Annotated in this window: 27 protein-coding genes and 1 pseudogene; 11 read left to right on the top strand and 17 right to left on the bottom strand. The window is 60.7% G+C overall.

Annotated elements, in window-relative coordinates; all coding sequences use genetic code 11:
• Window positions 1–18: 18 nt before the first annotated feature.
• Window positions 19–504, top strand: a complete 486-nt coding sequence (locus J3P92_RS06850) for a GNAT family N-acetyltransferase (RefSeq protein ID WP_434562698.1) — start codon at window positions 19–21, stop codon at window positions 502–504.
• Window positions 505–639: 135 nt separating this feature from the next.
• Here the strand turns inward: J3P92_RS06850 and J3P92_RS06845 are convergent, their stop codons facing one another.
• Complete coding sequence (locus J3P92_RS06845; RefSeq protein WP_420764420.1) at window positions 640–1128, bottom strand: GyrI-like domain-containing protein; 489 nt, start codon at window positions 1126–1128, stop codon at window positions 640–642.
• A gap of 77 nt (window positions 1129–1205) precedes the next feature.
• Window positions 1206–1868, bottom strand: a complete 663-nt coding sequence (locus J3P92_RS06840) for a LysE family translocator (RefSeq protein ID WP_434609996.1) — start codon at window positions 1866–1868, stop codon at window positions 1206–1208.
• A gap of 207 nt (window positions 1869–2075) precedes the next feature.
• On the opposite strand from J3P92_RS06840, the gene alaC reads away from it, so the two are divergent.
• On the top strand, window positions 2076–3290 hold the full coding sequence (gene alaC, locus J3P92_RS06835) for an alanine transaminase (protein ID WP_434650159.1): 1215 nt from the start codon (window positions 2076–2078) through the stop codon (window positions 3288–3290).
• Between the two features lie 161 nt (window positions 3291–3451).
• Here the strand turns inward: alaC and J3P92_RS06830 are convergent, their stop codons facing one another.
• Together J3P92_RS06830 and J3P92_RS06825 are read right to left on the bottom strand one after the other, a co-directional pair.
• Window positions 3452–4804 carry a GntP family permease gene (locus J3P92_RS06830; protein ID WP_305496305.1) on the bottom strand — a complete coding sequence of 451 codons (1353 nt, stop codon included), beginning with the start codon at window positions 4802–4804 and terminating at the stop codon, window positions 3452–3454.
• 92 nt (window positions 4805–4896) lie between these two features.
• Complete coding sequence (locus J3P92_RS06825; protein WP_420764418.1) at window positions 4897–5430, bottom strand: gluconokinase; 534 nt, start codon at window positions 5428–5430, stop codon at window positions 4897–4899.
• A 216-nt stretch (window positions 5431–5646) separates the two neighbouring features.
• Between J3P92_RS06825 and J3P92_RS06820 the strand changes: the two genes are divergently transcribed.
• From J3P92_RS06820 to J3P92_RS06810, 3 genes are all read left to right on the top strand, one after another.
• Window positions 5647–6678, top strand: coding sequence for a LacI family DNA-binding transcriptional regulator (locus J3P92_RS06820; protein WP_420764417.1), 1032 nt, complete (start codon window positions 5647–5649; stop codon window positions 6676–6678).
• Window positions 6679–6836: 158 nt separating this feature from the next.
• On the top strand, window positions 6837–7391 hold the full coding sequence (locus J3P92_RS06815) for a hypothetical protein (RefSeq protein WP_434650158.1): 555 nt from the start codon (window positions 6837–6839) through the stop codon (window positions 7389–7391).
• 86 nt (window positions 7392–7477) lie between these two features.
• The gene (locus J3P92_RS06810) at window positions 7478–7900 is read left to right on the top strand and encodes a GNAT family N-acetyltransferase (protein ID WP_434650157.1); all 423 of its coding nucleotides are present in this window, start codon (window positions 7478–7480) and stop codon (window positions 7898–7900) included.
• A gap of 66 nt (window positions 7901–7966) precedes the next feature.
• On the opposite strand, the gene def is transcribed toward J3P92_RS06810, so the two are convergent.
• From def to J3P92_RS06795, 3 genes are all read right to left on the bottom strand, one after another.
• On the bottom strand, window positions 7967–8506 hold the full coding sequence (gene def / locus J3P92_RS06805) for a peptide deformylase (RefSeq protein WP_434562684.1): 540 nt from the start codon (window positions 8504–8506) through the stop codon (window positions 7967–7969).
• Window positions 8503–9453 (bottom strand): YihY/virulence factor BrkB family protein, encoded by a 951-nt coding sequence (locus J3P92_RS06800; protein ID WP_420764413.1) that lies wholly within the window; start codon window positions 9451–9453, stop codon window positions 8503–8505. Before J3P92_RS06800 ends, def begins: the two co-directional genes overlap by 4 nt.
• A 174-nt stretch (window positions 9454–9627) precedes the next feature.
• Window positions 9628–9819, bottom strand: a complete 192-nt coding sequence (locus J3P92_RS06795; RefSeq protein ID WP_420764412.1) for a CsbD family protein — start codon at window positions 9817–9819, stop codon at window positions 9628–9630.
• A 195-nt stretch (window positions 9820–10014) separates the two neighbouring features.
• Here J3P92_RS06795 and J3P92_RS06790 point away from each other — a divergent pair, with 195 nt between their 5' ends.
• Entirely contained in the window at window positions 10015–10392 is a 378-nt protein-coding gene (locus J3P92_RS06790) for a hypothetical protein (RefSeq protein WP_030139341.1), read from the top strand.
• 58 nt (window positions 10393–10450) lie between these two features.
• Here J3P92_RS06790 and fadD1 read toward each other — a convergent pair whose 3' ends face one another.
• Window positions 10451–12142, bottom strand: a complete 1692-nt coding sequence (gene fadD1 / locus J3P92_RS06785) for a long-chain-fatty-acid--CoA ligase FadD1 (protein ID WP_420764411.1) — start codon at window positions 12140–12142, stop codon at window positions 10451–10453.
• A gap of 363 nt (window positions 12143–12505) precedes the next feature.
• Window positions 12506–14194 carry a long-chain-fatty-acid--CoA ligase FadD2 gene (gene fadD2 / locus J3P92_RS06780; protein WP_420764410.1) on the bottom strand — a complete coding sequence of 563 codons (1689 nt, stop codon included), beginning with the start codon at window positions 14192–14194 and terminating at the stop codon, window positions 12506–12508.
• Between the two features lie 209 nt (window positions 14195–14403).
• Between fadD2 and J3P92_RS06775 the strand changes: the two genes are divergently transcribed.
• Both J3P92_RS06775 and J3P92_RS06770 read left to right on the top strand, forming a co-directional pair.
• Window positions 14404–15348 (top strand): lysophospholipase, encoded by a 945-nt coding sequence (locus J3P92_RS06775; RefSeq protein WP_434650156.1) that lies wholly within the window; start codon window positions 14404–14406, stop codon window positions 15346–15348.
• A 40-nt stretch (window positions 15349–15388) separates the two neighbouring features.
• The gene (locus J3P92_RS06770) at window positions 15389–15859 is read left to right on the top strand and encodes a MaoC family dehydratase (RefSeq protein ID WP_434650155.1); all 471 of its coding nucleotides are present in this window, start codon (window positions 15389–15391) and stop codon (window positions 15857–15859) included.
• A gap of 166 nt (window positions 15860–16025) precedes the next feature.
• Here the strand turns inward: J3P92_RS06770 and J3P92_RS06765 are convergent, their stop codons facing one another.
• The 4 genes from J3P92_RS06765 to J3P92_RS06750 all read right to left on the bottom strand — a co-directional run bounded on the left by J3P92_RS06765 (window position 16026) and on the right by J3P92_RS06750 (window position 19763).
• Window positions 16026–16889 (bottom strand): efflux RND transporter periplasmic adaptor subunit, encoded by an 864-nt coding sequence (locus J3P92_RS06765; protein WP_420764407.1) that lies wholly within the window; start codon window positions 16887–16889, stop codon window positions 16026–16028.
• Window positions 16890–16899: 10 nt separating this feature from the next.
• Entirely contained in the window at window positions 16900–17106 is a 207-nt protein-coding gene (locus J3P92_RS06760; RefSeq protein WP_420764406.1) for a DUF1656 domain-containing protein, read from the bottom strand.
• Window positions 17093–19093 carry an FUSC family protein gene (locus tag J3P92_RS06755; protein WP_434650154.1) on the bottom strand — a complete coding sequence of 667 codons (2001 nt, stop codon included), beginning with the start codon at window positions 19091–19093 and terminating at the stop codon, window positions 17093–17095. The genes J3P92_RS06760 and J3P92_RS06755 overlap by 14 nt, the downstream gene beginning before the upstream one ends.
• Window positions 19094–19298: 205 nt before the next feature.
• Window positions 19299–19763 (bottom strand): PA2169 family four-helix-bundle protein, encoded by a 465-nt coding sequence (locus tag J3P92_RS06750; RefSeq protein WP_186709209.1) that lies wholly within the window; start codon window positions 19761–19763, stop codon window positions 19299–19301.
• A 207-nt stretch (window positions 19764–19970) separates the two neighbouring features.
• Here J3P92_RS06750 and J3P92_RS06745 point away from each other — a divergent pair, with 207 nt between their 5' ends.
• A complete protein-coding gene (locus J3P92_RS06745; RefSeq protein ID WP_060738861.1) occupies window positions 19971–20207 on the top strand; it encodes a DUF3820 family protein in 237 nt (78 codons plus the stop codon).
• A gap of 29 nt (window positions 20208–20236) precedes the next feature.
• A pseudogene (locus J3P92_RS06740) lies at window positions 20237–21424 on the top strand (aminotransferase class V-fold PLP-dependent enzyme).
• A gap of 126 nt (window positions 21425–21550) precedes the next feature.
• Here the strand turns inward: J3P92_RS06740 and J3P92_RS06735 are convergent.
• Genes J3P92_RS06735 through zwf form a run of 3 tightly spaced genes read right to left on the bottom strand, consistent with a single transcriptional unit; the run spans window position 21551 to window position 24406 of the window.
• Window positions 21551–22216, bottom strand: a complete 666-nt coding sequence (locus tag J3P92_RS06735; RefSeq protein ID WP_283556083.1) for a bifunctional 4-hydroxy-2-oxoglutarate aldolase/2-dehydro-3-deoxy-phosphogluconate aldolase — start codon at window positions 22214–22216, stop codon at window positions 21551–21553.
• 17 nt (window positions 22217–22233) lie between these two features.
• Window positions 22234–22947 carry a 6-phosphogluconolactonase gene (pgl, locus tag J3P92_RS06730; RefSeq protein WP_434562674.1) on the bottom strand — a complete coding sequence of 238 codons (714 nt, stop codon included), beginning with the start codon at window positions 22945–22947 and terminating at the stop codon, window positions 22234–22236.
• On the bottom strand, window positions 22934–24406 hold the full coding sequence (gene zwf, locus J3P92_RS06725; RefSeq protein ID WP_434562672.1) for a glucose-6-phosphate dehydrogenase: 1473 nt from the start codon (window positions 24404–24406) through the stop codon (window positions 22934–22936). Before zwf ends, pgl begins: the two co-directional genes overlap by 14 nt.
• 196 nt (window positions 24407–24602) lie before the next feature.
• On the opposite strand from zwf, the gene J3P92_RS06720 reads away from it, so the two are divergent.
• The gene (locus tag J3P92_RS06720; protein ID WP_181289374.1) at window positions 24603–25463 is read left to right on the top strand and encodes a MurR/RpiR family transcriptional regulator; all 861 of its coding nucleotides are present in this window, start codon (window positions 24603–24605) and stop codon (window positions 25461–25463) included.
• A 140-nt stretch (window positions 25464–25603) separates the two neighbouring features.
• Here J3P92_RS06720 and J3P92_RS06715 read toward each other — a convergent pair whose 3' ends face one another.
• Window positions 25604–26458, bottom strand: coding sequence for a D-hexose-6-phosphate mutarotase (locus tag J3P92_RS06715; RefSeq protein WP_420764401.1), 855 nt, complete (start codon window positions 26456–26458; stop codon window positions 25604–25606).
• Between the last annotated feature and the right edge of the window lie 273 nt (window positions 26459–26731).

Genomic DNA, 26731 nt, shown 5'->3' with positions numbered 1-26731 from the left:
CAAACAACGGACGTTTTCGTGACTGCTCAGCTCGTACCCTATGAAGACCTGACCCCACTGCAACGGCAACAGGTCGAATCCATCGAGATTTACCCCGACCAAATCAAGTTCTCTGGCGACATCCACGGCGCGCTGCACACACTGCTGTCCAAGCCCGGCCCGGGGGTCAAGGGCTTCGCCTTGTTGGACGACGAGGTGCCCGTGGCATTCCTGCTGCTCAAGCGCCCGCCCGTGCTGCCGGCCTGGGCCAACGAACACAGCGCGACCCTGCACGCGTTGCAAGTTGACCACCGCGCCCAGGGCAAAGGCTATGGCAAGGCGTGCCTGCAAGCGCTACCCGCCGCGGCCCGCGCGGCCTGGCCGGAAATCAGGGGATTGGAGCTCTCCGTCGATGCTGACAACCACTCGGCCATCGGCCTCTACACCCGACTGGGCTGGGTCGACAGTGGCGAAGCCTACAAAGGCCGCATCGGTTATGAGCGGCGGATGGGGTTGGTGTTTTGACAAACAGGGCCAACGATCAATAGCTGCAAAGTCTGGCGGCGAGCTTGCTTGCGATGAGGGCATATCGGTCGTCGTCGACGTTGGCTGATCCGCTGCTATCGCGAGCAAGCTCGCTTCCACAGGGACCCGAGGTGATCAACTCGGCTTGAGCGGTATCCAGATTTCCAGGTGGCCTTCGCCGGTCCGGGGATTGAAATCTTCACTGTAGCGCTCAAACTCCGGTTCATCCGCCGCCTGATGGCCGGATTGCGGCAGCCATTCTTTCCAGATGTATTGGAACGTATCCGGCAGATCCTTGAGCGGCCCTTTGTGCTCGAAGACCGCGTAGGACCCGGGCTGGATCTCGATCCAGCGGTATTGTTCGGGTAGGTCATCGAGCCGGCTGATTTCCACGCCAGCGATGTACTCGAAGCCGCCCTGGCCGTCCGGGTTGCAGCACACCCCGTACGTCACCTCGTCTTTCTGTCCGGGCACCTTGCCGAGCCAAGGCAGGAATTTTTCCCAGAGCTGCGGGATGTCCTGGGCGGTTTCCTGAGTAAAACGCGCGCCGAAACCGGCGATGAGCTGAAAGCGTCCCTGCTCGAAGCGCGGCTCGGCTGCGTTAGCGCGTTTTTGCGTTTCCATTGCTCAACACTCCGAAAACTTGAAGTCGGGTTTGGCAGTATAGAAGCCAAACCGTAATTGCCAGGCCGTTTCGCTTGTTAAAGTCCCGGCAAGCTGGGGGCGTTTACCGTTCCTACAAACTCGTTATAACCAGAAACGATCACGTAGACCGCGAAATAACAGAAGATCGCCGCCGATGCCCAATAGGAGTACCGCAGCAACTTGTCGCCTAGCATTTTCCCGCCCTGGGTCGCTGCCAGGCACAGGCCAGCGCTCCAGAGCAGCCCGGCGCTGAGGAATCCGCCCAGGAACAAGGCCGAGCTGAGCACGGTGCCGCCACCCGAGCGGGCGATGAGCGTTCCGCCCACTGCGGCGAACCAGAGAATGGCGCTGGGCGATGACATGGCGAGGAAAATCCCGCGAAAAAATTCCTGGCGCGGCGAGTTGGCCCGATTCTCGCCCGCCTCAGCCAGCACCGCGTTGTGATAGATCGCCGAATGAACCATTTTCGCCGCGAAATACAAGAGCAGCACCGAGCCGCCAATCCACAGCGCCCAACGCACCGGTTCGTATTGCAGCAAAACGGTCATCCCGGCCAGCGCCAGGACTGCATAGACCAGGTCGCCCACGCACGTGCCCAGGCCCAAGGCGAAGCCTTGGAAATAGCCGCGTTGCATCGCCAGCGTGATCATCGCGATGTTGGCCACGCCAATGTCCAGGCACAGCGAAAGACTCAGCAGGAAGCCGCTGGAAAATTCCATGATTCGTTCCATCAGGATTGGATAGGCGTGTTCAGCCGCCTGCGGGGCCTTTCGGGGGCGCCGCAGCCAGGGCGACAGTGTCGTCGAAAATAGTTCGGCGCGGCTACTGGACAATTCGACATCCGCCCGATTATCTTGCGCCGCAGGCCACCGCAGTGGCCAACGTCGCTCGGACGGTTCCGGGCGCTCACGTATCTCGAGGCAACAATGGCCGAACAAGGTTCGCCGCGCCGCTTTGCGCGCATCGATCGACTCCCCCCGTACGTATTCAATATCACTGCCGAGCTGAAGATGGCTGCGCGTCGGCGCGGCGAAGACATCATCGACTTGAGCATGGGTAACCCCGATGGCGCCACGCCCTCACATATCGTGGAGAAGCTAGTCACCGTCGCCCAGCGTGAAGACACTCACGGCTACTCCACGTCCAAAGGCATCCCGCGCCTGCGCCGCGCCATTTCGCGTTGGTACAAGGACCGCTACGAGGTGGACATCGACCCGGAAAGCGAAGCCATCGTCACCATCGGTTCCAAGGAAGGCCTCGCGCACCTGATGCTGGCGACCCTGGACCAGGGCGACACGGTGCTGGTGCCCAACCCCAGCTATCCGATCCACATCTACGGCGCGGTGATCGCCGGCGCCCAGGTGCGTTCGGTGCCGCTGGTGCCCGGCGTGGATTTCTTCGATGAGCTGGAGCGGGCCATTCGCGGTTCGATCCCCAAGCCGAAGATGATGATCCTCGGCTTTCCATCCAACCCGACCGCGCAATGCGTGGAGCTCGATTTTTTCGAACGGGTCATCGCCCTCGCCAAGCAATACGACGTGCTGGTGATCCACGACCTGGCGTACGCCGACATCGTGTATGACGGCTGGAAAGCGCCGTCGATCATGCAAGTGCCAGGGGCCAAAGACATCGCGGTGGAGTTCTTCACCCTGTCCAAGAGCTACAACATGGCCGGCTGGCGCATCGGTTTCATGGTCGGCAACCCGGAACTGGTCAGCGCCCTGGCGCGGATCAAGAGCTACCACGACTACGGCACCTTCACCCCGCTGCAAGTGGCCGCCATCGCCGCCCTCGAAGGCGACCAGCAATGCGTGCGCGACATCGCCGAGCAGTACCGCCAGCGCCGCAATGTGCTGGTCAAGGGCCTGCACGAGCTGGGCTGGATGGTGGAAAACCCGAAGGCGTCGATGTACGTCTGGGCCAAGATCCCCGAAGCCTATGCGCACCTGGGCTCACTGGAGTTTGCCAAGAAGCTGCTGGCCGAAGCCAAGGTCTGCGTCTCGCCGGGGGTGGGGTTCGGGGAATATGGGGATGATCACGTGCGCTTTGCGCTGATCGAGAACCAGGACCGGATTCGCCAGGCGGTGCGGGGGATCCGTGGGATGTTCCGGGCGGATGGGTTGGCTGGTAAACAAGCCTGACGGCCAACCACAACCTCTATGTGGCGAGGGAGCTTGCTCCCGCTCGACTGCGAAGCAGTCGCAAACCGGTCGCCTCACTCCATGAGAGGAATTGACTGGATTGGGGCCGCTTCGCGGCCCAGCGGAGCAAGCTCCCTTGCCACAGTTAGTCCAAGGTGTTCTTAGATCACCAGCGACAGCAGCAGGATGAAGATCAAGCCCACCACGGACAGAATGGTTTCCATCGCGGTCCAGGTCTTGAAAGTCTCGGCCACGGTCATGTTGAAGTACTGCTTGACCAGCCAGAAACCCGCATCGTTGACGTGGGACAGGATCAGCGAACCGGCGCCAGTCGCCAGCACCAGCAGCTCACGGTTCACGCCCGGCATCATCCCCACGACAGGCACCACGATCCCCGCACCGGTAATGGTCGCCACGGTTGCTGAGCCTGTGGCGATACGGATCACCGCCGCCACCAGCCACGCCAGCAGGATCGGCGAAATCTGTGCACTCACCGCCATGTGACCGATCACATCGCCCACACCGCTGGTCACCAGCATCTGCTTGAAGCCACCACCAGCACCGATGATCAGGATGATCGCGGCGGTCGGGGCCAGGCTCGCGTCGAGCCATTTCAACATCTGGCTGGAACCGATCCCCTGTTTGTAGCCGAAGGTGTAAAGCGATAGCAGCAACGCCAACAACAGCGCCGAGATCGGGTGGCCGATCATGTCCATCCAGACGCGGAAGAGGTTGCCATCCGGCAGCGCCACATCAGCGAACGTCTTGAGCAGCATCAGGAACACCGGCGAGAGCACGGTGATCAGGGTGATGCTGAAGCTTGGCAGCTCGGCGGCGTTCGTCTCACGGGCCAGTTGGTCCACCAGTTCCTGATTTGGATGCCCGGGGATGTGCTTGGCGATGAAGGTACCGAAGATCGGGCCGGCAATGATAGCGGTCGGCAGCGCGACGATCAGGCCATAAAGAATGGTCTTGCCGATGTCGGCGCCGAAGATGCCGATCGCCAGCAGTGGCCCCGGGTGCGGCGGCACCAGGCCGTGGACCGCGGAGAGGCCGGCCAGCAGCGGGATACCAATCTTGATGATCGACACGCCGGTGCGGCGCGCCACGATGAACACCAACGGAATCAGCAACACGAAGCCGATTTCGAAGAACAGCGGGATGCCCACCAGGAACGCGGCGAACATCATCGCCCACTGCACCTTTTCCTTGCCGAAGGCACGGATCAGCGTCTGGGCGATCTGATCGGCCCCGCCCGATTCAGCCATCATTTTGCCGAGCATCGTGCCCAGCGCCAGGATGATGCCGACAAAACCGAGCACGCCACCGAAGCCGTCCTGGAACGCCTTGATGATGGTGCCGGTCGGCATGCCCGACGTCAGGCCGAGGAACGCGGCGGCGATGGTCAGCGCAATGAACGGGTGGAATTTGAACTTGGTGATAAGGACGATGAGTCCGATCACCGTGACCACTGCATCAAGCAGTAGAAACGTCTCGTGGGACATGCCGAACATGGGAGGTGTCTCCTGATTTGTTGTTGTTATTGAAGCAGTTATTTATGGGCCGTCGGGACAGCGCTATCTTTCTGACGCATATTTTTCGAAACTCAGCCGGCGAGTTTCAAACCGTGGGCCAGCCACCAGACGTAGGCCTGGCGGGCCAATTCATCGATGCTGTGGCTGGACGCGTCCAGAGCCAGGGTCAGGGGCTCGCCGACAGGGGATTCGAGGGTGGCAAACTGGCTGTCGATCAGGGTCGACGGCATGAAATGGCCCGGACGGTGGGAGACACGATCGGCAGCCACTTCGGGGGTCAATTCAAGGAATACGAAGCCCAGGCCCGGCAGGGCGCTGCGTAGGCGCTCGCGGTAGCTGTGCTTGAGGGCCGAGCAGGTCAGCACCGGGCGCTCGCCCGTGCCGTCGACACGACGCAACTCGTCGCACAGGCTGTCGAGCCAGCCGGCACGGTCGTCGTCAGTCAAGGGAATACCGGCGCTCATCTTCTGAATGTTGGCCGCGGGGTGGAACGTGTCGCCTTCGATGGCGGTGGCGCCGCTCAGTTGGCACAGGGCCTGGCTGACGCAAGTTTTGCCGCAACCGGCAACGCCCATGATGACCAGGGCGGTGATTGGATTATTCATGTAACACCTCAGCGCGCAGACAGCGCTACCTTTGCCAGTTATGACACCGCAGCAAAAGCAGAAGTTGCCGACGCCTTCTTGTCATTTTCGTGGTTGCAGCATGTTCGTCCACGACACCCACGGGACAGGGATCAGGCAAACCCTGTCAACGCATTTGCAGCCGCGCCGAGACAGCGCTACCTTAGTGCCTTGATTTTTGTTTGGCAAGCCGCCCTGATGACCGCCCCTAAAAACGATAAGAATACTCGCACCACCGGTCGCCCCACGCTCAATGAAGTCGCCCGCCTGGCCGGGGTCAGCCCGATCACCGCCTCCCGTGCCCTGCGCGGCGTCAGCACCGTGGCCGTCGAACTGGTGGACAAGGTCCGCCAGGCCGCCCTGGAACTCAATTACGTCGTCAATCCCGCGGCCCGGGCCTTGGCTTCGGCCCAGAGCCATTCAGTGGTGGTACTGGTGCCGTCACTGTCCAACCTGTTGTTCATCGACACCCTGGAAGCCATCCATCGCGTCTTGCGGCCCAAGGGATTCGAAGTGGTGATCGGCAACTACCATTATTCCCGGGACGAAGAAGAAGACCTGCTGCGCAATTACATGGCCTATCAGCCGCGCGGTCTGTTGCTGACCGGATTCGACCGGACCGAAAGCGCCCGGCGCATGATCGAGGCCAGCAATATCCCCTGCGTGTACATGATGGAACTGGATCCGGGCGCCGGCCTCAACTGCGTGGGATTCTCCCAGCTCCAGGCCGGCGAGACCGCCGCCGAGCATTTGATCTCCCGAGGCCGCAAGCGCCTGGCCTACATCGGCGCGCAACTGGATCAACGCACGTTGCTGCGCGGCGAAGGCTTTCGTCGCGCCCTCCAGAAGGCCGGGCTCTATGACCCTGACCTGGAAGTGCTGACCCCTCGCCCGTCGTCGGTGGGCCTGGGCGGCGAATTGTTCCTGCAATTGCTGGCCAGCCATCCAGACGTCGACGCGATTTTCTTCGGCAACGACGACCTGGCCCACGGCGCCCTGCTCGAAGCGTTGCGCTGCGGCATCAGGATTCCCGAACAGGTTTCGATACTGGGCTTCAACGACCTGCCCGCTTCGGCCCACATGGTCCCGCGCTTGAGCAGCATCAGCACCCCGCGAGAAGAAATCGGCCGGCGCGCCGCCGAACAGATGCTCACGTTGATGGCCGGCAACCGCATCGCCCAGCCGGTCGTCGACCTGGGTTTCGAACTCAAGATTCGCGAAAGCACCTGAGCGCCCCGCCACCCTGCGGTCGATCCATGCCGACGAACGGCAAGGATTGGCCGCACCGCGCTATGCTTTTCGCCCGTAGCCCTTGAAAAACGGGGCCTTGCGCGACGGCATGGTAATTGCTCCCACCATCGCTCAGCCATTACCTACGGGTACACATCATGTTGGTCAGCGTAAAACAACAAGCGATAAACCTGCCCCTCAAACGCCCCGGCGAAGACCCGACCGCCGAAGCCGCCAGCGGCTTGCAAAGCGCCGCCCTGCAATCGCTGCGTGACAACGTCCAGGCCCAGGCCAACCAGGGCAGCACCCAGGTCCAGGAATCCATCACCCGGCAAGCCACGCAGCAGGTCAACGCCGCCACCGCCATCAGCGACAACGTCGACGAGGCCTTCGCCAAGACTCGCGTGCAACTGCAGACCGTCGCTTCGTCAGCCGCCGACGAGGTGAAGAAAGCACGCAGCTCTGCCATGACGGAGTTCAAGGAATACATGAGCAAGACGCCTGAAGAACGCTTGCGTGACAGCATTCTTGAGGAAATGGGCATCACTGAAGAAGAGTACGCGCAGATGCCGCCCGAGAAACAACGGGCGGTCGGCGAGGAAATTGCCCAGCGCATGCAGGACAAGGCCGCTATGGCGCAGGTGGAAAAAGCCCAGGAAAGCCGGACGGATGAGAAAAATCCGGCCACGGACATGTTCCTCGCCTCGCTGTAGACCTTGCAGACAGGCGCCGGAGATGTCCCGGCGCATTGTTTGTTCCCTTATAAGCGCCCATCTCCACTGCCCTCTCCGCCCTCGCCATGCCCGACTTCCACTACACACGTCTCGACGAGCCTCTGTGGCCGTTGATGAACAGGTTCTACCGCGCCCACCAATCCTCGATGAAAGCCGTGCGCGACGCCCAGCTGTGGGTGGCACGGCGCGAAGACATCATCGCGGCGCTGTGCCTTCGACCGGTTTCGGGCGGACATTGGTTGACGGGATTGTTCGTCGACCCGGCGCACCGCGTACAAGGCGTCGCCGCGCGACTGATCGCAGAAGCGGTGAAGGGGCTGGACGAGCCGGTGTGGCTGTTCTGTCACCCGGACTTGCGCGGGTTTTATGAACGACGGGGCTTCAGCTTCGACCCCGAACTGCCCTATGCGATGGCTGAAAGGCTGAGCCGGTATGCGCGCAGCAAGCCGATGATTGCGATGGGGTTGGAGCCCAACATACTCTCCTGACGCCGAACACAGTTCATTGTGGGAGCGAGCAGGCTCGCTCCCACAATTTTTTTGTGTCGGTTTTAGCTAGTCGTCAGCCATAGGGTCCAGATCCGGAAACATCACCTCGGTAAACCCGAACTTGCTGAAATCAGTGATGCGCGACGGATACAAGCGGCCGATCAAGTGATCGCACTCATGCTGGACCACCCGGGCATGAAAGCCCGAGGCGGTGCGCATGATCGGCTCGCCCTTGGGGTCGAAACCTTCGTAGCGGATATGCTGGTAACGATCCACCGCGCCGCGCAAGCCTGGCACCGACAGGCAACCTTCGAAGCCTTCTTCCATCAACGGACTCAGCGGCGTGATCAAAGGATTGATCAGGATCGTCTGCGGCACCGCTTCGGCATCGGGATAGCGCTCGCTGTGCTCGAAGCCAAAGATCACCAGTTGCAGGTCCACGCCGATCTGCGGCGCCGCCAGGCCGACGCCGCCGACGCTTTCCATGGTCTGGAACATGTCGTCGATCAGTTGCCACAACTCGGCGCTGTCGAACATTTCCGGCGGCAACGGCGGGGCGATGCGCAGCAGGCGTTCGTCGCCCATCTTCAGGATTTCGCGGATCATGGTCGGGCTTCGTCTGTAGGGGTATGAGCAACGGAATGGTCGCGCCCCAGGCCCGACACATGCTGTTTCTCGTGCTCGCCCGGGGTCTTTTCACCGGTGTCCTTGCCTTCGGCGGACATGTGTTCGATGACCGCATTCATCTCGGCGCCGAGTAGCAACACCGCCGCAGAGATATAGAAATACAGCAACAACACGATGATCGCGCCGATACTGCCATACATGGCGTTGTAGTCGGCGAAGGTCTTCACATAGAACGCAAAACCCAGGGACGCGATGATCCACACCACCACCGCCAAAACCGAGCCCGGCGTGATGAAGCGGAACTCCTGTTTGACGTCAGGCATCACGTAATAGATCAGCGCCACTGCCACCATCAGCAAAAACACGATGACCGGCCAGCGCGCCAGGGTCCAGACGGTGACGATGAACTCCTCCAGCCCGATCTGCGAGGCAATCCAACCCATCACTTGCGGGCCCAGTACCATCAAGGCCGCGGCGACCAACAGCATGCCGGCGATACCGACCGTATAAAGAATCGACAGCGGAAAGCGCTTCCAGGCCGGGCGCCCCTCGACCACGTCGTACGCCGCGTTCATGGCGCTCATCATCAGCCGCACGCCGGCCGACGCGGTCCACAGCGCAATGACGATACCCACCGAGAGCAAGCCGCCCTTGGATTGCTGGAGCTGGTCGATCACCGGGTTGACCTGCTCCAGCGCCTGGGGCGGCAGCACCAGTTCCGACTGCAGGCGCAGCCAGGAAAAGAAATCCGGCAGGTGTAGGAAGCCGATCAGCGCGATCAGGAAAAGAATGAAGGGAAACAGCGAAAACAGCATCTGGTAAGCCAGTGCGGAGGCGTAGGTCGACATCTCGTCGTCGAGAAACTCGGTCACCGTGCGCATCATCACGCGATGCAGGGGCAAGCCTTTCAAGGCCGGGAACATCATGTGCGTCTCCTTTCGCCGCAAAAGAGGAAGGTCGCCTGGCGACTCACGGGGCTGCTATCCGTGACAAAAGTAACCTGTTTGGCGACTTTGGAACAATTTCCCCGGTGCAAGTTCGAGCCGACATGATAACGGCCACCCGCGGATGGCCGTTCCAATCGCTTTTTTACAGGCCGGTTATGCCTCGTCAACGCCTTTCTTGACTGCATCCTTGGCCTTGCCCGCGGTTTGCTGGGCCTCACCTTTTTTCTCCTGGACCACGCCCTCGGCGCGCATGCGGTCATTGTCGGTGGCCTTGCCGACACCTTGCTTGATGTTGCCGACAGCTTCGTTGGCAACGCCCTTCACTTTATCGTTCGTGCTTCCCATGATGTTTCTCCTGTGAACAACTGTAAGAAAAGTCATTACATAGGGGTTGACCGGCGCCGTTTGCAGGGAGTTTCATTTTTTCAGCGGCGCATTTCATCGTCAGATGCAGGTTGCGCTTTATGTTTGCCGACCCACACCCGAGAATGCTCCACGTATTCAGGCTGCGCCTGAAGCTCCAATTCCCGTAGGAACGTTATGAAACTCGATAAAAAGCAGGCCATCGCCCGCAGGAACCAGGAACTGGGCGGTGCCGTCCTGGGTGTCAACAACTGCCATTTCAGCGAACTGAACCGCAACCGCAACATCTTCTGGTTCGACATCCCGGTGGCCCGCCTGGCCATTGGGCAGTACGAATGGATTCACCTGCTGCTGCACACGCCTGCCACCGACGAACTCTTGCACCTGAAAGTGCCCACCGTGTTCCTGCGGGAAAAAATGGAAGGCCTGGAAGTGCGCAACCAGGGCAAACGCAAGGCAGCCCTGAGCCTGGAGCTCAGCGCAGACAAGGATTCGTACCTGCAAGACATGCGGCCCGGCGGCACCAATCTGGATTTTGCGCAGTTTCGGTTGTAACGCTCCACTCGATCAACAAAAAGCCCCGCATCAGCGGGGCTTTTCATTGGTGGGGTTGTTACTTTTTCAGCCCCAGCTTCCTGAGCTCTTCATCCCGCAACTCACGCCGCAGGATCTTGCCGACGTTGGTGGTCGGCAGTGCATCGCGGAACTCCACGGACTTGGGCACCTTGTAGCCGGTGACGTTGGCGCGCATGTGCTCCATCACCTGTTCCTTTGTGAGCGTGACACCCGGACGCGCGACGATGAATATCTTGATCGCCTCGCCGGATTTCTCGTCAGGTACACCGATGGCCGCGCATTGCAGCACGCCCGGCAAGGCCGCCAGCACGTCTTCCAGCTCGTTGGGGTACACGTTGAAACCGGAGATCAGGATCATGTCTTTCTTGCGATCGACGATGCGCATGTAGCCATCCGGCTGGATCACGGCGATGTCACCGGTCTTGAGCCAGCCTTCGCTGTCGAGGATCTCGTCGGTGGCGTCCTGGCGCTGCCAGTAGCCCTTCATGACCTGCGGGCCTTTGACGCACAATTCGCCGATTTCCCCCAAAGGCAACTCTTCGCCCGCGTCATTGATGACCTTGCACAAGGTCGACGGAACCGGAATGCCGATGGTGCCGACCTGGATGTTCTGGATCGGGTTGACCGTGGCAACCGGGCTCGTCTCGGTCATGCCGTAGCCTTCGCAGATCGGGCAACCGGTGACCGCTTTCCAACGCTCCGCCGCCGCCAACTGCAAAGCCATGCCGCCAGACAGGGTAACCTTCAGCGCCGAGAAATCCAGCTTGCGGAAGGCTTCGTTGTTGCACAGCGCCACGAACAACGTGTTGAGCCCTACGAAGCCGCTGAACTTCCATTTCGACAGCTCCTTGACCATCGCCGACAAATCGCGCGGGTTACTGATCAGGATGTTGTGGTTGCCGATCAGCATCATCGCCATGCAATGGAAGGTAAACGCGTAGATGTGGTACAGCGGCAGCGGCGTGATCAGTACTTCACAGCCCTCATTGAGGTTGGAACCCATCAGCGCCTTGCATTGCAGCATGTTCGCCACCAGGTTGCGGTGGGTCAGCATGGCGCCCTTGGCCACGCCCGTGGTGCCGCCGGTGTATTGCAACACCGCCACATCATCACTGGTGGGGCTCGCTTCGTTCACAGGCTGGCCGTGGCCCTTGCTCAGGACGTCGTTGAACTTGATGGCCTTGGGCAAATGATAGGCCGGGACCATCTTCTTGACGTACTTGATCACGCTGTTGATCAATAGGCGCTTGAGCGGCGGCAGCAAGTCGGCCACTTCGGTGACGATGACGTGCTTGACGCCAGTCTTGGGCACCACGCTTTCGGCAAGGTGCGCCATGTTAGCCAGGCAGACCAGTGCCTTGGCACCGGAATCGTTGAATTGATGCTCCATTTCCCGCGCGGTGTAGAGCGGGTTGGTATTGACCACGATCAGTCCGGCGCGGATGGCGCCAAACACAGCCACTGGGTACTGGAGGACGTTGGGCAGTTGCACGGCGATTCGATCGCCCGGCTGCAAATCGGTATGCTGTTGCAGGTACGCGGCAAAGGCACCGGACAATTCGTAGAGCTCACCGTAGGTGATGGTCTTGCCGAGGTTGCTGAATGCCGGCTTGTCGGCGAAGCGTTGGCAGGAATGCTTCAACACCGCCTGAATATTCGGATACTCATCTGGATTGATGTCGGCAGCAATCCCAGCTGGGTACTTATCCTTCCAAAAGTTTTCAATCATGGAAGCCCCACTCCTCAGCAACGCGAATTCTCACCGCATTTGATGCGATTATTATTGGTGTATGTCTATTGGTGAATCTGGCTTGGATAACGGCCGAGAAGTCACAAAAGCGCGCCGAGAGTAGCAGCTTTGCCAAGGGTCGCCTAGAGCCAAAAGCGGCCCCTACAGTCACAAATATGACTCAAGAACATTCAATGGTCATTTTTAGAGTAAAAATTCTAAGCCTTATTTAATTGTCCCGAATCCATAAAACCTGTGGGAGCGAGCTTGCTCGCGATAACGATGTATCAGCCAATCTTTCTGGCACCGATACACCGCCATCGCGAGCAAGCTCGCTCCCACTAAGGGTCTGTCGCGCCGGCCTCAGGCGATATCGCGCAACTCCCGGCGCAGGATCTTGCCCACCGGTGTCATCGGCAACGATTCCCGCAACACGATGTGCTTGGGCACCTTGTAGCCGGTGAAATTCTCCTTGCAGTACGCCTTGAGCTCTTCGAGGCTGACGCCCGCCTCACGGGCCACGACGAACAGTTTCACCGCCTCGCCCGAACGTTCGTCCGGCACGCCGATGACCGCGCAGCTGGCGACTTTCGGGTGGGCCATCACCACATCCTCGATTTCGTTCGGGTACACGTTGAAGCCCGAGACAATGATCATGTCTTTCTTGCGATCGACGATGCGCACGAACCCGTCGGGGTCGATCACGGCGATATCTCCGGACTTGAACCAGCCCTCGCTGTCGAGCACTTCGGCGGTCGCTTCGGGCTTGTTCCAGTAGCCCTTCATGATCTGCGGCCCCTTGATGCACAGCTCGCCGCGTTCGCCCAAGGGCAGCTCGACACCGTCGTCACTGATGACTTTCATCAGCGTACCCGGCACCGGCAGCCCCACCGTGCCCAGGCGCGACTTGCCACCGTAAGGGTTGGCGCTGGCCACTGGCGAGGTTTCCGTCAGGCCGTAGCCCTCGGTGATGCCGCAACCGGTCAACTGCTTCCAACGTTCGGCGGTGGCCTTGACCAACGCGGTGCCGCCTGAGTTGGTGACCTTGAGGTTGGAGAAATCCAGCGTCTTGAAATCCGGATGGTCCATCAGCGCGACGAACAGCGTGTTGAGCCCCAGCAGCAACGAAAACCGCCAGTTCTTCAGCTCCTTTATGAAACCGCCGATGTCCCTTGGATTGGTGATCAGCACGTTGTGGTTGCCCGTGACCATCATGCACATGCAGTTCGCCGTGAAGGCGTAGATGTGATACAGCGGCAGCGGTGCGATCATCACCTCCTGGCCCTCGCGCAACAAAGGCTTGCCGTCGTCGCCGATCTGCCCCAGGCAGGCGCGGGCCTGCTGCATGTTGGCCACCAGGTTGCCGTGGGTCAGCATGGCGCCCTTGGCCAAGCCGGTGGTGCCGCCGGTGTATTGCAGCACGGCAATGTCCCCGAGGCTGACATTGAGCGGCTTGATGGCCTGGCCCCGTCCCAAACGCAAGGCGCTCTTGAAGGAAATGGCCTGGGGCAGCGAATAGGCCGGGACCATTTTCTTGACCTTGCTCACGACTGTATTGACCAGCCAGCCCTTGGCGGTGGGCATCAGGTCGCCCATCTTCGCCTCGATCAGGTATTGCAGGTCGGTGTCGGGCAGCACTTCCTGCACTTTCTGCCCGAACAGGTTCATGTACACCAGCGCCCGGGCGCCGGAGTCCTTGAATTGGTGACGCATTTCCCGGGGGGTGTACAGCGGATTGGTGTTGACCACCACCAGCCCGGCGCGCAGGGCACCAAAAACCGCGATCGGGTATTGCAGGACATTGGGCATCTGCACGGCGATACGATCGCCGGGCGCCAGGTCGGTATTGGCTTGCAGGTAACCGGCGAAGGCCGCGCTGTAACGCTCCAATTCGGCGTAGGTGATCGTCACCCCCATGTTGCTGTACGCCGGACGGTCGGCAAATTTCTTGCAGGAACGCTCGAACACCTCGACGACTGACTTGTAGGCACTCAGGTCGATGTCCGAGGGCACGCCGGCCGGGCGTTTGTCATTCCAGAAATCAGGCTGCATTGTTTTTGTCCTCTTTACCTGAACATATCCGGTAACCGCTTGCGTATCGCTTGCACAGGCGGAGCTCATGGGACACTAGCAGCTATGGCCAATCAGGCAAATATGGCAACTTGCGTCATAGATTGTGTGAATCTTGCTGAATCGCCTGGCGCAACGGATGCGCTATACAATGCAGCGACGCTGCGTCTGACTTTGTGCAAGGAACCGCCATGATCCACCAAACGTTCTGGCTGACCGCGACCGATCACAGCCGCTTGCTAGTCAACCAATGGCTACCCGAAACCGCCCCGCTGGCGGTGATCATGCTGGCTCACGGCATGGCGGAACACAGTGGCCGCTATGGGCGCCTGGCCCAGGCGTTGTGCGATGAAGGCTACGGCGTCTACGCGCCGGACCAACGTGGCCACGGCAAGACCGGCGAAGAAGCGATCCTGGGTCATTTTGCCGACCAGGACGGCTGGGCCAAAGTTGTGGGCGACCTGGCAAGCCTGAACCATCACATCGGCCAGCAACATCCAGAAACACCAATCCTGCTGCTGGGGCACAGCATGGGCAGCTATATCGCACAGGGCTATTTGTTGCACCACAGCGCCAGCCTGCACGGGGCCATCCTCAGCGGTTCGAACTTCCAACCCGTGGCGCTTTACCGCGCGGCGCGGCTAATCGCCCGCTTCGAACGCAGGCGGCAGGGCGCCACTGGGCGTAGCGCCCTGATCGAATGGCTCTCATTTGGCAGCTTCAATAAAAAGTTCAAACCGACCCGCACGCCCTTCGACTGGCTCAGCCGCGACCCCGGCGAAGTCGACAAATACATTCGCGACCCGCTGTGCGGCTTTCGTTGCACCAATCAACTATGGATCGACCTGCTCGGCGGGTTGCAGCAGATCAGCAAAGCGTCCAATCTCGCGCAGATCGATCCAGGGCTGCCGCTGCTGGTGATTGGCGGTGAATGTGATCCGGTGAGCGAAGGCAAGCGTCTGAGAGATCTGGCCGATGCCCTGCGCGACGCCGGCAACCAACGTTTGCAACTGAAGATCTATCCGCAGGCTCGGCACGAAGTGTTCAACGAAACCAACCGCGATGAGGTGACCGCCGATGTGCTGGCCTGGATTGCCCAGACGCTAAGCCACCAGCGACCACCACGCAGCGAGTAGGTTTGCAGCGTTTTTTCTCTACACGTCACAGGATCCAGACATGACCCAGGTTACCAACATCCCTTACGAAGCCCTCGAAGTCGGCCAGACCGCCAGCTACAGCAAGACCGTCGGAGAGCGCGACATCCAGCTGTTCGCCGCCATGTCCGGCGATCACAACCCGGTACACCTGGACGCCGAATTCGCCGCCGCCAGCATGTTCAAGGAACGCATCGCCCACGGCATGTTCAGCGGTGCGCTGATCAGCGCGGCAGTGGCCTGTGAGTTGCCTGGGCCGGGGACCATCTATATCGGCCAGCAGATGAGTTTCCAGAAGCCGGTGAAGATTGGCGATACCCTGACCGTGCGCCTGGAGATCCTGGAAAAGCTGCCGAAATTCCGCGTGCGTATCGCCACGCGCGTGTTCAACCAGCGCGATGAGCTGGTGGTGGACGGCGAAGCGGAGATCCTGGCGCCGCGCAAGCAGCAGACCGTGACCTTGCCCGAGTTGCCGGCAATCAGCATCGGCTGATGCGACTCCACACTCCCGTGGCGAGGGAGCTTTCTCCCGCTGGGGTGCGAAGCGCCCCTTGGAAAAGGCTTGCGCGTCCAACCTGAACAACGCAACGTTCGTTTTGCGACTGCTTCGCAGCCGAGCGGGAGCAAGCTCCCTCGCCACGGGGTGCGCGGCGCAGCGGCTATCGCTGTTCGTCCTGCACCTGCACACTCGCTGTCATCCCGGCACTCAGGCTCACCCCTTCCGGCACCTTGTCCAGCTTGATCCGCACCGGGATCCGCTGGGCCAGACGCACCCAGTTGAAGGTCGGCTCGACCTCTGCCAGCAGTTGCGCATCGGGGTTGGTGTTGCGGTCGGTGATGCCTCGACTGATGCTTTCCACATGGCCGTCCAGCGCATGGCCGGCGCTCATCAACCAGACCTTGACCGGATCGCCGACGCGAATGCGCGGCAACTTGGTTTCCTCGAAGTAAGCTTGCACGTAGAACGTCGAATCATCGACCAACGCCATGACCGGTTGCCCGGCGTTCACATAGTTGCCTTCGGCCAGGCGCAGGTTGGTGACGTGGCCGCTGCGTGGGGCCAGGACCTGGCTGCGAGCCAGGTTCAGCTCCGCGACTTTGGCCTCGGCCTGGGCCTCGCGTAGCTCGCCACGGGCGATGCCGGCATTGATCTGGGCGTTCTCGCGCAATTCGGCGCTGATGGCCTGGGGTCCCAGGGCCGCTCGACGGCTGGCTTCGTGTTCGCGCAGGCTCAACTGCTGCTGGCGGGTCTGCACTACCGCGCGGGCCTTCTCCACCGCGGCCTCGAAACGCTCGCGATCGATACTCAGCAACAAATCCCCCGCCTTGACGTGCTGGTTGTCCACGGCCCTGAGCTCGCGCACCCAACCCGAGACGTCTGGGGCGATCACCACCACGTCGGCACGGATCCGCGCGTCCCGGGTCCAGGGCGTGAGCATGTAGTACTGCCACAAATGAAAACCGGCGAAGATCGCCAGGGCCACCACGCTCAACGTGACGGCGACACGTACGGAAGTACGCATGTTCAACTCCTCATGACGGTCCGAGGACCAGGGTAATGACAGTCAAAACACAGACATACAGAGCGCAGTCGAACAGCGCTTCATGCCAGATCCAGCGCCCTGCCGGCACGAGACTGAGCAGCAGTCGCAAGGCTCCGGTGACCAACAAGGCCAGCACGACATAAATCAAAAACGGGCTGAGCAGCACCCCGCCGATCGACCATTCATGCAAGCCCATGGCTATGTTTCCCTTCTGAAGATTCGTGCTGGCGGCACCAGGCGCGCCAGCTGTTCTGCAATTGCACCACCGCGCCCTGGGCCAGCTTCAGCGCGTCGCTTGGCGGTTGCTTTGAAAGCGCTGCCAGATAATCGTCGCTCGCCTGGGCCAGTGCGTCGGCCTGCCCGCCCGCCGGGCCGTGCTCCAGTACCTGCTCCAACGTTTCGAAATATCGGCGTTGGGCTGGACTGTCCGGGACTTGGGCGACGGCCAGGCTCAAGCGCAGATGGAGCAATTCGTCCCCGACGTCCAGGCCCAGCAAACCATCGTCCCAACGACTGCGCGCCGGCACCGGCAGCTCCGGATAGTGCCGCGCCAGTTGCAGCAAACGATCGGCCATGCGCCCGCCGAACCAGCTCTCGGCGCCGCGCAGATTGCGATGGGTCAAGCGCACCAGGTCATCGAGCGTTGCCGCCAGCAACCGACGGCTGTGCCAGGCCGGGTTGCGCAGAATCAACAAGTTGAATGCCAGCACGGCCGCGCCGACACCGATCATCATGGCCTGGGCATTGTTGAAAAATGTCGCAACGTCGTACTTCATGGCGTTAAGCGGCGATACCAACACCACGAAGTGCAGGCAGAACGAGGTGGCGGTCGCGTAGAGCGGCGGCTTGGCCATGCCCAGCGCCCCCAGGAACAGAGGTACGCCCATGGCCATGCAGAGCATCGCAAAGCTGCTCCATTGGGGCAGCAGGATTTCACCGATCACAAACGCGGTCGGTACCGCCAGGAGAATGCCTCGCAAGAAACTCATGCCGATCTGCGCGCCATTTTCGCGGCTGGCGAACAGGCTGCACACCACACACGTCAGCAACAGCGCGCCCGACGCGGCAGGCCAGGCAGTGGCCAGCCAGAAACACGCCACTGCCAGGAACGCCAGGGCGCTGCGGGCTCCAAACACCATCGCCAGGGACAAGTCCCGATGGGGCGCCAGGGTGCGTGGCGGATCGGCCGCCGCCCTGCCCTCTTGCACCGCCGACAGCGCAGCGCAGGCCGCCAGGGCGGTGTCGAGCAACAAAGCGAAACGTGCCAGGCAATAACTTTGCGCCGAGCTGAACCGTGCTTCGTGAGACGCATCCCATACCCGCGGCCGCAGTGCCTGCAATGTCGTGCTGTCGGCGTCGAGGGCTTGCTGCACCTCGCTCATCCACGGCTGCAGCGCTTGGGCTTCTTGAGGGTCGAGCTGGTTCCATTGTCGGCGTACCGAGCGCGAAATGCGCAGCAGCATCAACAGTTTCTGGCTCAAGCCACTGATGGCCCGGGCACGCTGGCGGCCCAGGCGGCCTTCGAACCAGGCATGTTCGCGCTGGGCGTCTACCGCGACGATTTTGCCGAGGATTTCCAACAGACCTTTGCGCGCCTGGGCATCGCCGGCCAATGTGGCGCGCGCCGCCTGCATGCCACTTTGCCAGGCGGCACGTGCCTGATCCGCCAATTGCCGTTCAACCCGCAACGGCCAGAGCAAGGCGCTGGTCACGGTGGCGCAGGTGATGCCCAGGCTGATCTCGGTGCAACGCGCCACCGCCTGGTCGAACACTCCAAGCGGATGGGCGATGGCCGGCAAGGCAATGATCGCCACGGTGTAGCCAGCCAGCACGAACGAATACGACCACGCGCTGCGCAAGAGCGTCGAACAGGCCGTGCACACGCCCAGCCACAACGCCAGCGCCAGCAGGAACAACCAGGGCGCCTGGGCGAACAGGCCCATGAACACCACCGACATGATTGTCCCCACCAGAGTCCCGACCAAGCGTGCCAGGCCCTTCTGCACCACCATCCCAGACAACGGCTGGGCAACGATAAACGCGGTCATCAGCGCCCACGACGGCTGCTCCAATCCCCAGCGCAACGCCAGCCACAACGCCAGGCCGCCACCGAGCACAGTCTTGATGGCGAACTGCACAGCGAGACGATCAGGGGCGAACAGAGCCTGAAAGGTGATGGGCACGCGCAAAACTCTTCTTGAGATGATGTAACGATAGATCGTGAGATGGGCGGCGCAATTATTAGGGAGCTATCTATTCACGTCCAGAGTTGATTGTTGAGCGTTCTGACAAACACTCTTGCGAATTGGTGCCGAAAAGGTCTTACTGCCCAGATCGCTCCCATAAAAAAACGCCAGGCAAGCTGGCGTTTTTCTTCACACGCGGATGTTAGCTGGCGCGCGCCTGGTTGCGCAGAGCCTTGACCTGGTCATGGTTGCGTTGCACGCCGTGGTACTGACGCTCCACGAGGTCACGAATGCCCACCAGGTTGTGTTTGTTGATCTTCTCGATGGCTTCCTTATAAGCCTTCAGCGCGTGGTCTTCGCCGCGTTCGGCTTCGTTCAGCACAGCCTCTTCGTCCTTGCCGGTGAACATGGATTTTACGTCGACCCAACGGCGGTGCAGGTCACCGGCAACGCTGGTAGAAGTTTCCGGATCGCCACCCAGGGAACGCACGGCGGCTTGCAGCTCAGCCGCAGCGGTGGCGCAATCGGCGGCGCGCTTGACAAACAGCGCCTTGAGCTCAGGGTGCTTGATGTCTTCAGCGCAGGTCTTGAATCCTTCCTGGCCATCCTTGCTGGTCTCGATCAGGTCGTTCAAGACAGAGATGGATTCTTTGTTGATGTCAGTCATTTTTCAGTTCCTTTGCTTGGTGAATAAAAACCTGCAAGGGATATTGCATCGGCCATGCCAGCCATCATCACAACTTAAAATCCATTTAAATCAATAAGTTATGAACACATGAGAAATCTGTATCCGCGTTATTTGCATGATCTGTCATTTGGCCTGCATGCAGAATGCCTGTATTTTGCCTAGGACTTTCAATAAGACAGCCGCCCTATGAATCCAGAAAAGCTTGAGCTGCTGGTCACCCGCCAGATGCCCTTCGGCAAGTACAAGGGCAGAATTCTTGCCGACCTGCCAGGCCAATACCTGAATTGGTTCGCGCGGGAGGGCTTCCCTCACGGCGAATTGGGCGGGTTGCTGGCATTGATGCAGGAAATCGACCACAACGGTCTGTCTGACCTGCTGGATCCGCTGCGGGCTAAACATGGCTTGCCCAAACCTCGCCATTGACCCCCGCCATTGACTGACTGAGCTCTGCGATGCCCGAAAATACGCTGCGTGCCCACGACGAAGCCTTCTGGGAAACCTTTGTCGGTCGTTACGATGTCGACGTCAATGGTCCGCTCAACCTGGAAAACGGCTACTTTGGCCGGATGTCCCGTACGGTGGTCGCGGAGTACCAACGCAATATCGACTGGGTGAACCGCGGCAATTCGGTCTACGTGCGCCAACAGTTCGACCTGGAGCATTGCGAAGTGATTCGCCGAGAGGTGGCGCAGCTCATCCACGCCCCAGCGTCCACCGTGGCGTTGGCCACCAACGCGGTTGACGCCTTGCAGACGCTGATCCGCAATTACAACCAGCTCAAGCCTGGCGACCAGGTTCTGATCAGCGACGTGGAGTACGAGTCGGTCAAAAGCGCGATGCGCTGGCTCGCCCGCCAGCGTGGCGCCGAGGTCATCGAGCTGGTCCATCCGCACCCCGCCAGTTTCGACAGCCTGGTGGGCACGTATCGAGAAGCCTTCATTCGTTATCCGCGCCTGAAGCTGATGGCGCTGACCTACGTTAACCACCTGACCGGCCTGGTGATGCCGGTCCAGGCGATAGCCGAGACGGCACGGGAGTTCGACGTCGATATCATTCTCGACGGCGCCCACGCCCTGGGGCAGATCGATTTCAATCTCAATAAGCTCGGCATTCAATTTGCCGGGTTCAACTTGCAGAAATGGCTCGGCGGCCCTCTGGCCCTGGGCTTTCTCTATATCGCTCCACACCGGCTGGCCGACATCGACCCGGACATGGACGAAGGCCACTACCCCACCACCGATATACGCTCGCGCACGCCCCACAGCACGCCCAACATCCCGGCCCTGCTGACGCTGCCCCTGGTATTCGAAGAGCACCGTGCCCTGGGCGGAGCACCGGCCAAGGGTGCTCGGCTCTGTTATCTACGGGACCTGTGGGTGAGCGCGGTGCGCGATGTGCCCGGCATCGAGGTCATGACCCCAGACGACCGACGCCTCTATTGCGGTATCACGTCCATGCGATTCACCAACCAGCCTGATCAACAGGTGATGGCCGACTGACTGCTCAAGGAATATGGGATCTTTACCGTGGTGCGCAAGACCAGCGTCGGCCTCTGCATCCGCATTACGCCGGGGTTGATTACCTTGGCGCGGGATATGGAGCGGTTGACTGCGGCACTGATCAACCTGAACAGTACGTAACCCGTGGCGAGGGCGCTTGGTCCCTGGCCACGGGGATCTGCAGCCAAAAAACAGGCAAAAAAAAACGGTGCGCCGACCAAGCGCACCGTAAAGCCGTAGAACACACAACGAAGTTCGGTAGGACGATCAGTCCAGCAGCGCCAATGCCTCGGCGGTGCATTCCTGGATGCGGGCCCAGTCGCCGTTCTTGATCCACTCCGGATCGAGCATCCAGCTCCCGCCTACGCACATCACGTTTTTCAACGCCATGTAGCTTTTGATATTGGCCGGGCTCACGCCGCCGGTCGGACAGAATTTCACTTCGCCGAACGGCCCGCCCAATGCCTTGATGGCAGCAACGCCACCGCTGACTTCCGCAGGGAACAACTTGAAGCGGCGATAGCCCAGGCCATAACCTTCCATGATGCCCGAGGCATTGCTGATCCCCGGCAGCAACGGAATCGGACTCTGGACGCTGGCTTCCAACAGATCCCGAGTGATACCCGGCGTCACGATGAATTGCGAACCGGCAGCCTCGGCGGCGGCCAGCATGTGGCGATCGAGCACCGTGCCGGCACCGGTCACCAGCTCTGGGCGCTGCTCGCGAAGGACCTGAATGGCCTTGAGCCCGTATTGCGAGCGCAAGGTCACTTCCAGTGCCGTCAGGCCACCGGCGGCCAGGGCATCGGCCAGCGGCAGGATGTCCTGTTCACGCGCGATGGTAATCACCGGCAGGATCCGCGCCTTGGCGCAGAGGCTGTCGATCAGCGTCACTTTGTCCGCCATGGAAACGGTCGGGGATGGGTTTGTCATAGCGGCTGATCCTTGGTTCATGGGCACCAGTAAATCTCTAACGTAGGTTGCAGAAATGCGCGGATCGGCATCTCGGCGACATCGTCACCAGACACCGCGGCATTCAGGGTGGTCAGTTTCGATTGACCGGAAATAGACAGCACTTTGTGCGTGGCCGACGCCAGCAAGGCGCGGCTCATGGTCAGGCGTTGGTGTGGGACCGTCGGCGCGAGCATCGGCCAGCAGCGGCGAGCACCATTCTTATCCAGGGCCTCGGCCAGATTCGGGCTGTCGGGAAACAGCGACGCGGTATGCCCGTCATCGCCCATGCCCAGTATCAGCACGTCGATCGGCGGCAGCTCGGCGAGCAGGCGATCCGCCTGCTCGGCGGCGGCTTCCAGATTGGCGCTGGCGCTGTAGAGGCTCAGGAACTGGGCCTTGGCCGCAGCCCCTTGAAGCAGATAACGCTTGAGCAGGCCGGCGTTGCTGTCGGCATGTTCAACCGGCACCCAGCGCTCATCGGCCAGGCTCACCACCACGTTCGACCAGTCCAGCGCCTGCTTGGCCAGATGCTGGAAAAACGCCACCGGGCTACGACCGCCGGACACCACCAAGGTCGCCGCGCCTTTGGCATCGATCGCGGCGCGCAATTGCTCCGCCACGTTCACCGCCAATTTTTCCGCCAGCACCACTGGGCTCTTGAACTCCAGGGCAGTGACACCCTGGGGCAGTTTCAATTCAGATATCGCCATACCATGACCTCCCATCCCGCGTGATCAGTGCAATGGAGCTCATCGGCCCCCATGACCCAGCGGCATAAGGCTTGGGCGCATCGCCAGACTTCTTCCAGCCGGCGATCAACTGGTCACACCACGTCCACGCGGCTTCGATTTCATCTTTACGAACAAACAGGTTCTGATTGCCGTTCATGACTTCCAGCAACAACCGCTCGTAGGCATCGGGAATCCGTGCGCTGCGGTAGGTGTCGGAAAAGTTGAGTTGCAGCGGACCGCTGCGCAACTGCATGCCCTTGTCCAGGCCCTGCTCCTTGGTCATTACCCGCAAGGAAATCCCTTCGTCCGGTTGCAGGCGGATGATCAGTTTGTTGCTGATCTGCAAGCGCTGCTCGGGGGCGAAGATGTAGTGGGACGGTTCCTTGAAGTGAATCACGATCTGCGACAGCTTCTGCGGCATGCGCTTGCCGGTGCGCAGGTAGAACGGCACCCCGGCCCAGCGCCAGTTGCGGATATCGGCGCGCAGGGCAACGAAGGTCTCGGTGTCGCTCTGGGTATTGGAATTCGGCTCTTCGAGGTAGCCGGGCACCGCCTTGCCTTCGCTGTGGCCGGCGATGTACTGGCCACGCACCACCTGGGTGGTCAGGCCTTCCGGACTGATCGGCGCCAAGGCCTTGAGCACCTTGACCTTCTCGTCACGGATGCTGTCGGCGGAAAGGTCCGCCGGGGGGTCCATGGCGATCAGGCACAACAGCTGCAGCAGGTGGTTCTGGATCATGTCCCGCAGTTGGCCGGCCTTGTCGAAATAGCCCCAGCGCCCTTCGATCCCGACCTTCTCGGCCACGGTGATTTCCACGTGGGAAATGTAATTCTGGTTCCACTGGGTTTCGAACAGGCTGTTGGCGAACCGCAGCGCGATCAGGTTCTGTACCGTTTCCTTGCCCAGATAATGGTCGATGCGGTAAGTGCGGTTCTCCGGAAAGAACTGCGCCACGGCGTCGTTCACCTTGCGCGACGATTCGAGGTCCGAACCGATGGGCTTTTCCAGCACCACACGGGTGTTTTCGCTGAGGCCGACTTTCGCCAGGTTCTCGCAAATCGCGCCGTAGACCGCCGCCGGCGTGGCGAAATAGGCAATGACTTGTTGCTGCGTCAGCCCGACCTGCTCGGCAAGCGCGACGTAATCGTCCGCCTTGAGAAAATCCACGTGCAGGTACGTCAGCCGCGCCAGGAAGCGTTCGATCACGGATTCGTCGAGGTCTTTATCACCGACGTAACGCCGCAGTTCGGTGGTGATGAACGCCAGATGCTGTTGTTCGCTGCCCGGTTCACGGGCCAGCGCCAGGATCCGCGTGTCTTCGTGCAACAAGCCGGCGCCATCGAGCTGGTAAAGGGCAGGAAACAGCTTGCGTAGCGCCAGGTCGCCCAACGCGCCGAACAAGGCAAAAGTACACGGTTCAACCGTAATCGAATGCATGATGTTTGTTCTTTTATCAAGTTAAGCTACAAATACCTTTTTTCAAGGCATCACTCAAGGAAAAATGTAGTAATAACTACAACATTTTCCGAAAATACCGATTCCGAGTGGTGGTCCGTCGGAGCCATCAGTAGGATAGGCCACCGCAAAGGGTCGTATCAAAGACCCGTCTCTCTAGGAATCCTGTATGGACCGCGTGCGAAATCTACTGGAGCAGATCCAGAGTCGCCTGGAAGACCTGAACAAGGCCGAACGCAAGGTGGCCGAGGTGATCCTGCTCAACCCACAGCAGGCTACCCGCTTCAGCATTGCCGCCCTCGCCCAGGCGGCCTCGGTCAGCGAACCGACCGTCAACCGCTTTTGCCGCTCGTTCGGCGTGAGCGGTTACCCGGAACTCAAGCTGCAACTGGCCCAAAGCCTGGCCAGCGGCGCGGCTTATGTCAGCCGCGCAGTGGAAGCCGACGACAACCCTGAAGCCTACACCCAGAAAATCTTTGGCAGCGCCATTGCCTCATTGGACAGTGCCTGCCAGGCCCTTGATCCAAATTTGATCAGCCGCGCGGTCGACCTGCTGATCCAGGCCCGGCAGATCCACTTCTTCGGCCTCGGCGCCTCGGCTCCGGTGGCGCTGGATGCCCAGCACAAGTTTTTCCGGTTCAACCTGGCAGTGACCGCCCACGCCGACGTGCTGATGCAACGCATGATCGCCTCGGTGGCCCATACCGGTGAGTTGTTCGTGATCATTTCCTACACCGGTCGTACCCGCGAACTGGTGGAAGTCGCGCGTATCGCCCGGGAAAACGGCGCATCGGTACTCGGCCTGACCGCCGAGGGCTCGCCACTGGCCAAGGCCAGCACCTTGAGCCTCAATATTCCGCTGCCCGAAGACACCGATATCTACATGCCGATGACTTCGCGGATCATCCAGCTCACCGTACTGGACGTGCTCGCCACCGGCATGACCCTGCGCCGCGGGGTGGACTTCCAGCCGCACCTGCGCAAGATCAAGGAAAGCCTCAATGCCAGCCGGTATCCGGTTGGGGATGAGTTCAACTGATTCGTTCCGGAACTTTTGGTGCCTGATAGGTCGTCATCGCGAGCAAGCTCGCTCCCACAGGGGTTTTGTGAACGCCAGAGAACCTGTGTGGGAGCGAGCTTGCTCGCGATGACGGCAGCCGCCACACCGTAGATCCAGAGCTAAGCCCCTACCCGCGCCTGCAAACTCAAATGCGCCCGCTCCCCGGGCGCCAGGCTCAGGCTGTCGGTGCCGCCACTGGCCGCTTCGACGCAAACGAACTCGTTGACCTCATCCCAGCTCACGCCCAGCAACGGCCGTGTACCGGGATGCCACACCACCGTGTCGGCGCTTTCACCGGTGTCGATGCACAATTCCCGCTGCCAGGCGTGATCCTTGAGCTGCAACTCTCCTTCATGCTGGAACACTCGCTGACAGCCGCCCTCGACCCGCAACTCGCCTTCCTGCCGGCAAACCGCACGGTTCAACTGGTCGTAACCTTGCGCGCCTTCGAGTCCAGACAGCGCTACCTCGCCAACGTCACCAATGCGCCAATAGGCATGCAAGGCCTGGCTCAATTGGCAAGGCAGGCTGTCTTGATGCTCGGTGCTCAAGCGCAATTCCATGCGGTCGCCCAAGTCGGCATGCAGGTCCACTTGCCAGTCGCACAGCTGCAATTGCCAATGCAGATGCACGCCATCGTCATCGCTGGCGCTGTCGAGCAACTTCCAATCGATCAGCCGCGCCCAACCATGAGACGGCCAGGCATTTTCACTCGGATGGCGGCCATACCAAGGCCAACACACCGGTACCCCGCCGCGTATCGCGCCGACCTGGGGCCACTTGGCCGCGCACCACAGCCAAGGTTTCTGGCCTCGCGGCTGGAAGTGCAACAACTGCGCACCCTGGCGGCTGAAAACCGCTTGGCACAACGGATGGTCAATAACCAAGACGTCGCGCTGCTGATAGCGCTCCCACGCAAACACCGGACGCTCGCGCAAGGATCTGAAAAAGCGTTGTAGCGGATGCTCATGCATGGGCTGTAGTCCTGGGAATCACTGAACTCTCAATTGATGCGACAGTTTTGGTGGCGAGGGGATTTATCCCCGCTGGGGTGCGGAGCAGCCCCAAAACAGGTTGCAGATAATCTGCCTGACGCACCGAGTTGGCCAGCTGAGGACTGCTCCGCAGCCCAGCGGGGATAAATCCCCTCGCCACAGGTTCGGCCCCCAACCAAACAATTGATCGCTCCGCAAAAAAAAGCGGACAGCCTTGGCCGTCCGCAAATATGCGCACATAGAGGAGAGCTT

The organism is Pseudomonas sp. D3-27 (assembly GCF_051132165.1).
In the GTDB taxonomy this organism is placed as follows: Bacteria; Pseudomonadota; Gammaproteobacteria; order Pseudomonadales; family Pseudomonadaceae; genus Aquipseudomonas.
This window is presented reverse-complemented; position numbering and strand designations above follow the sequence as displayed.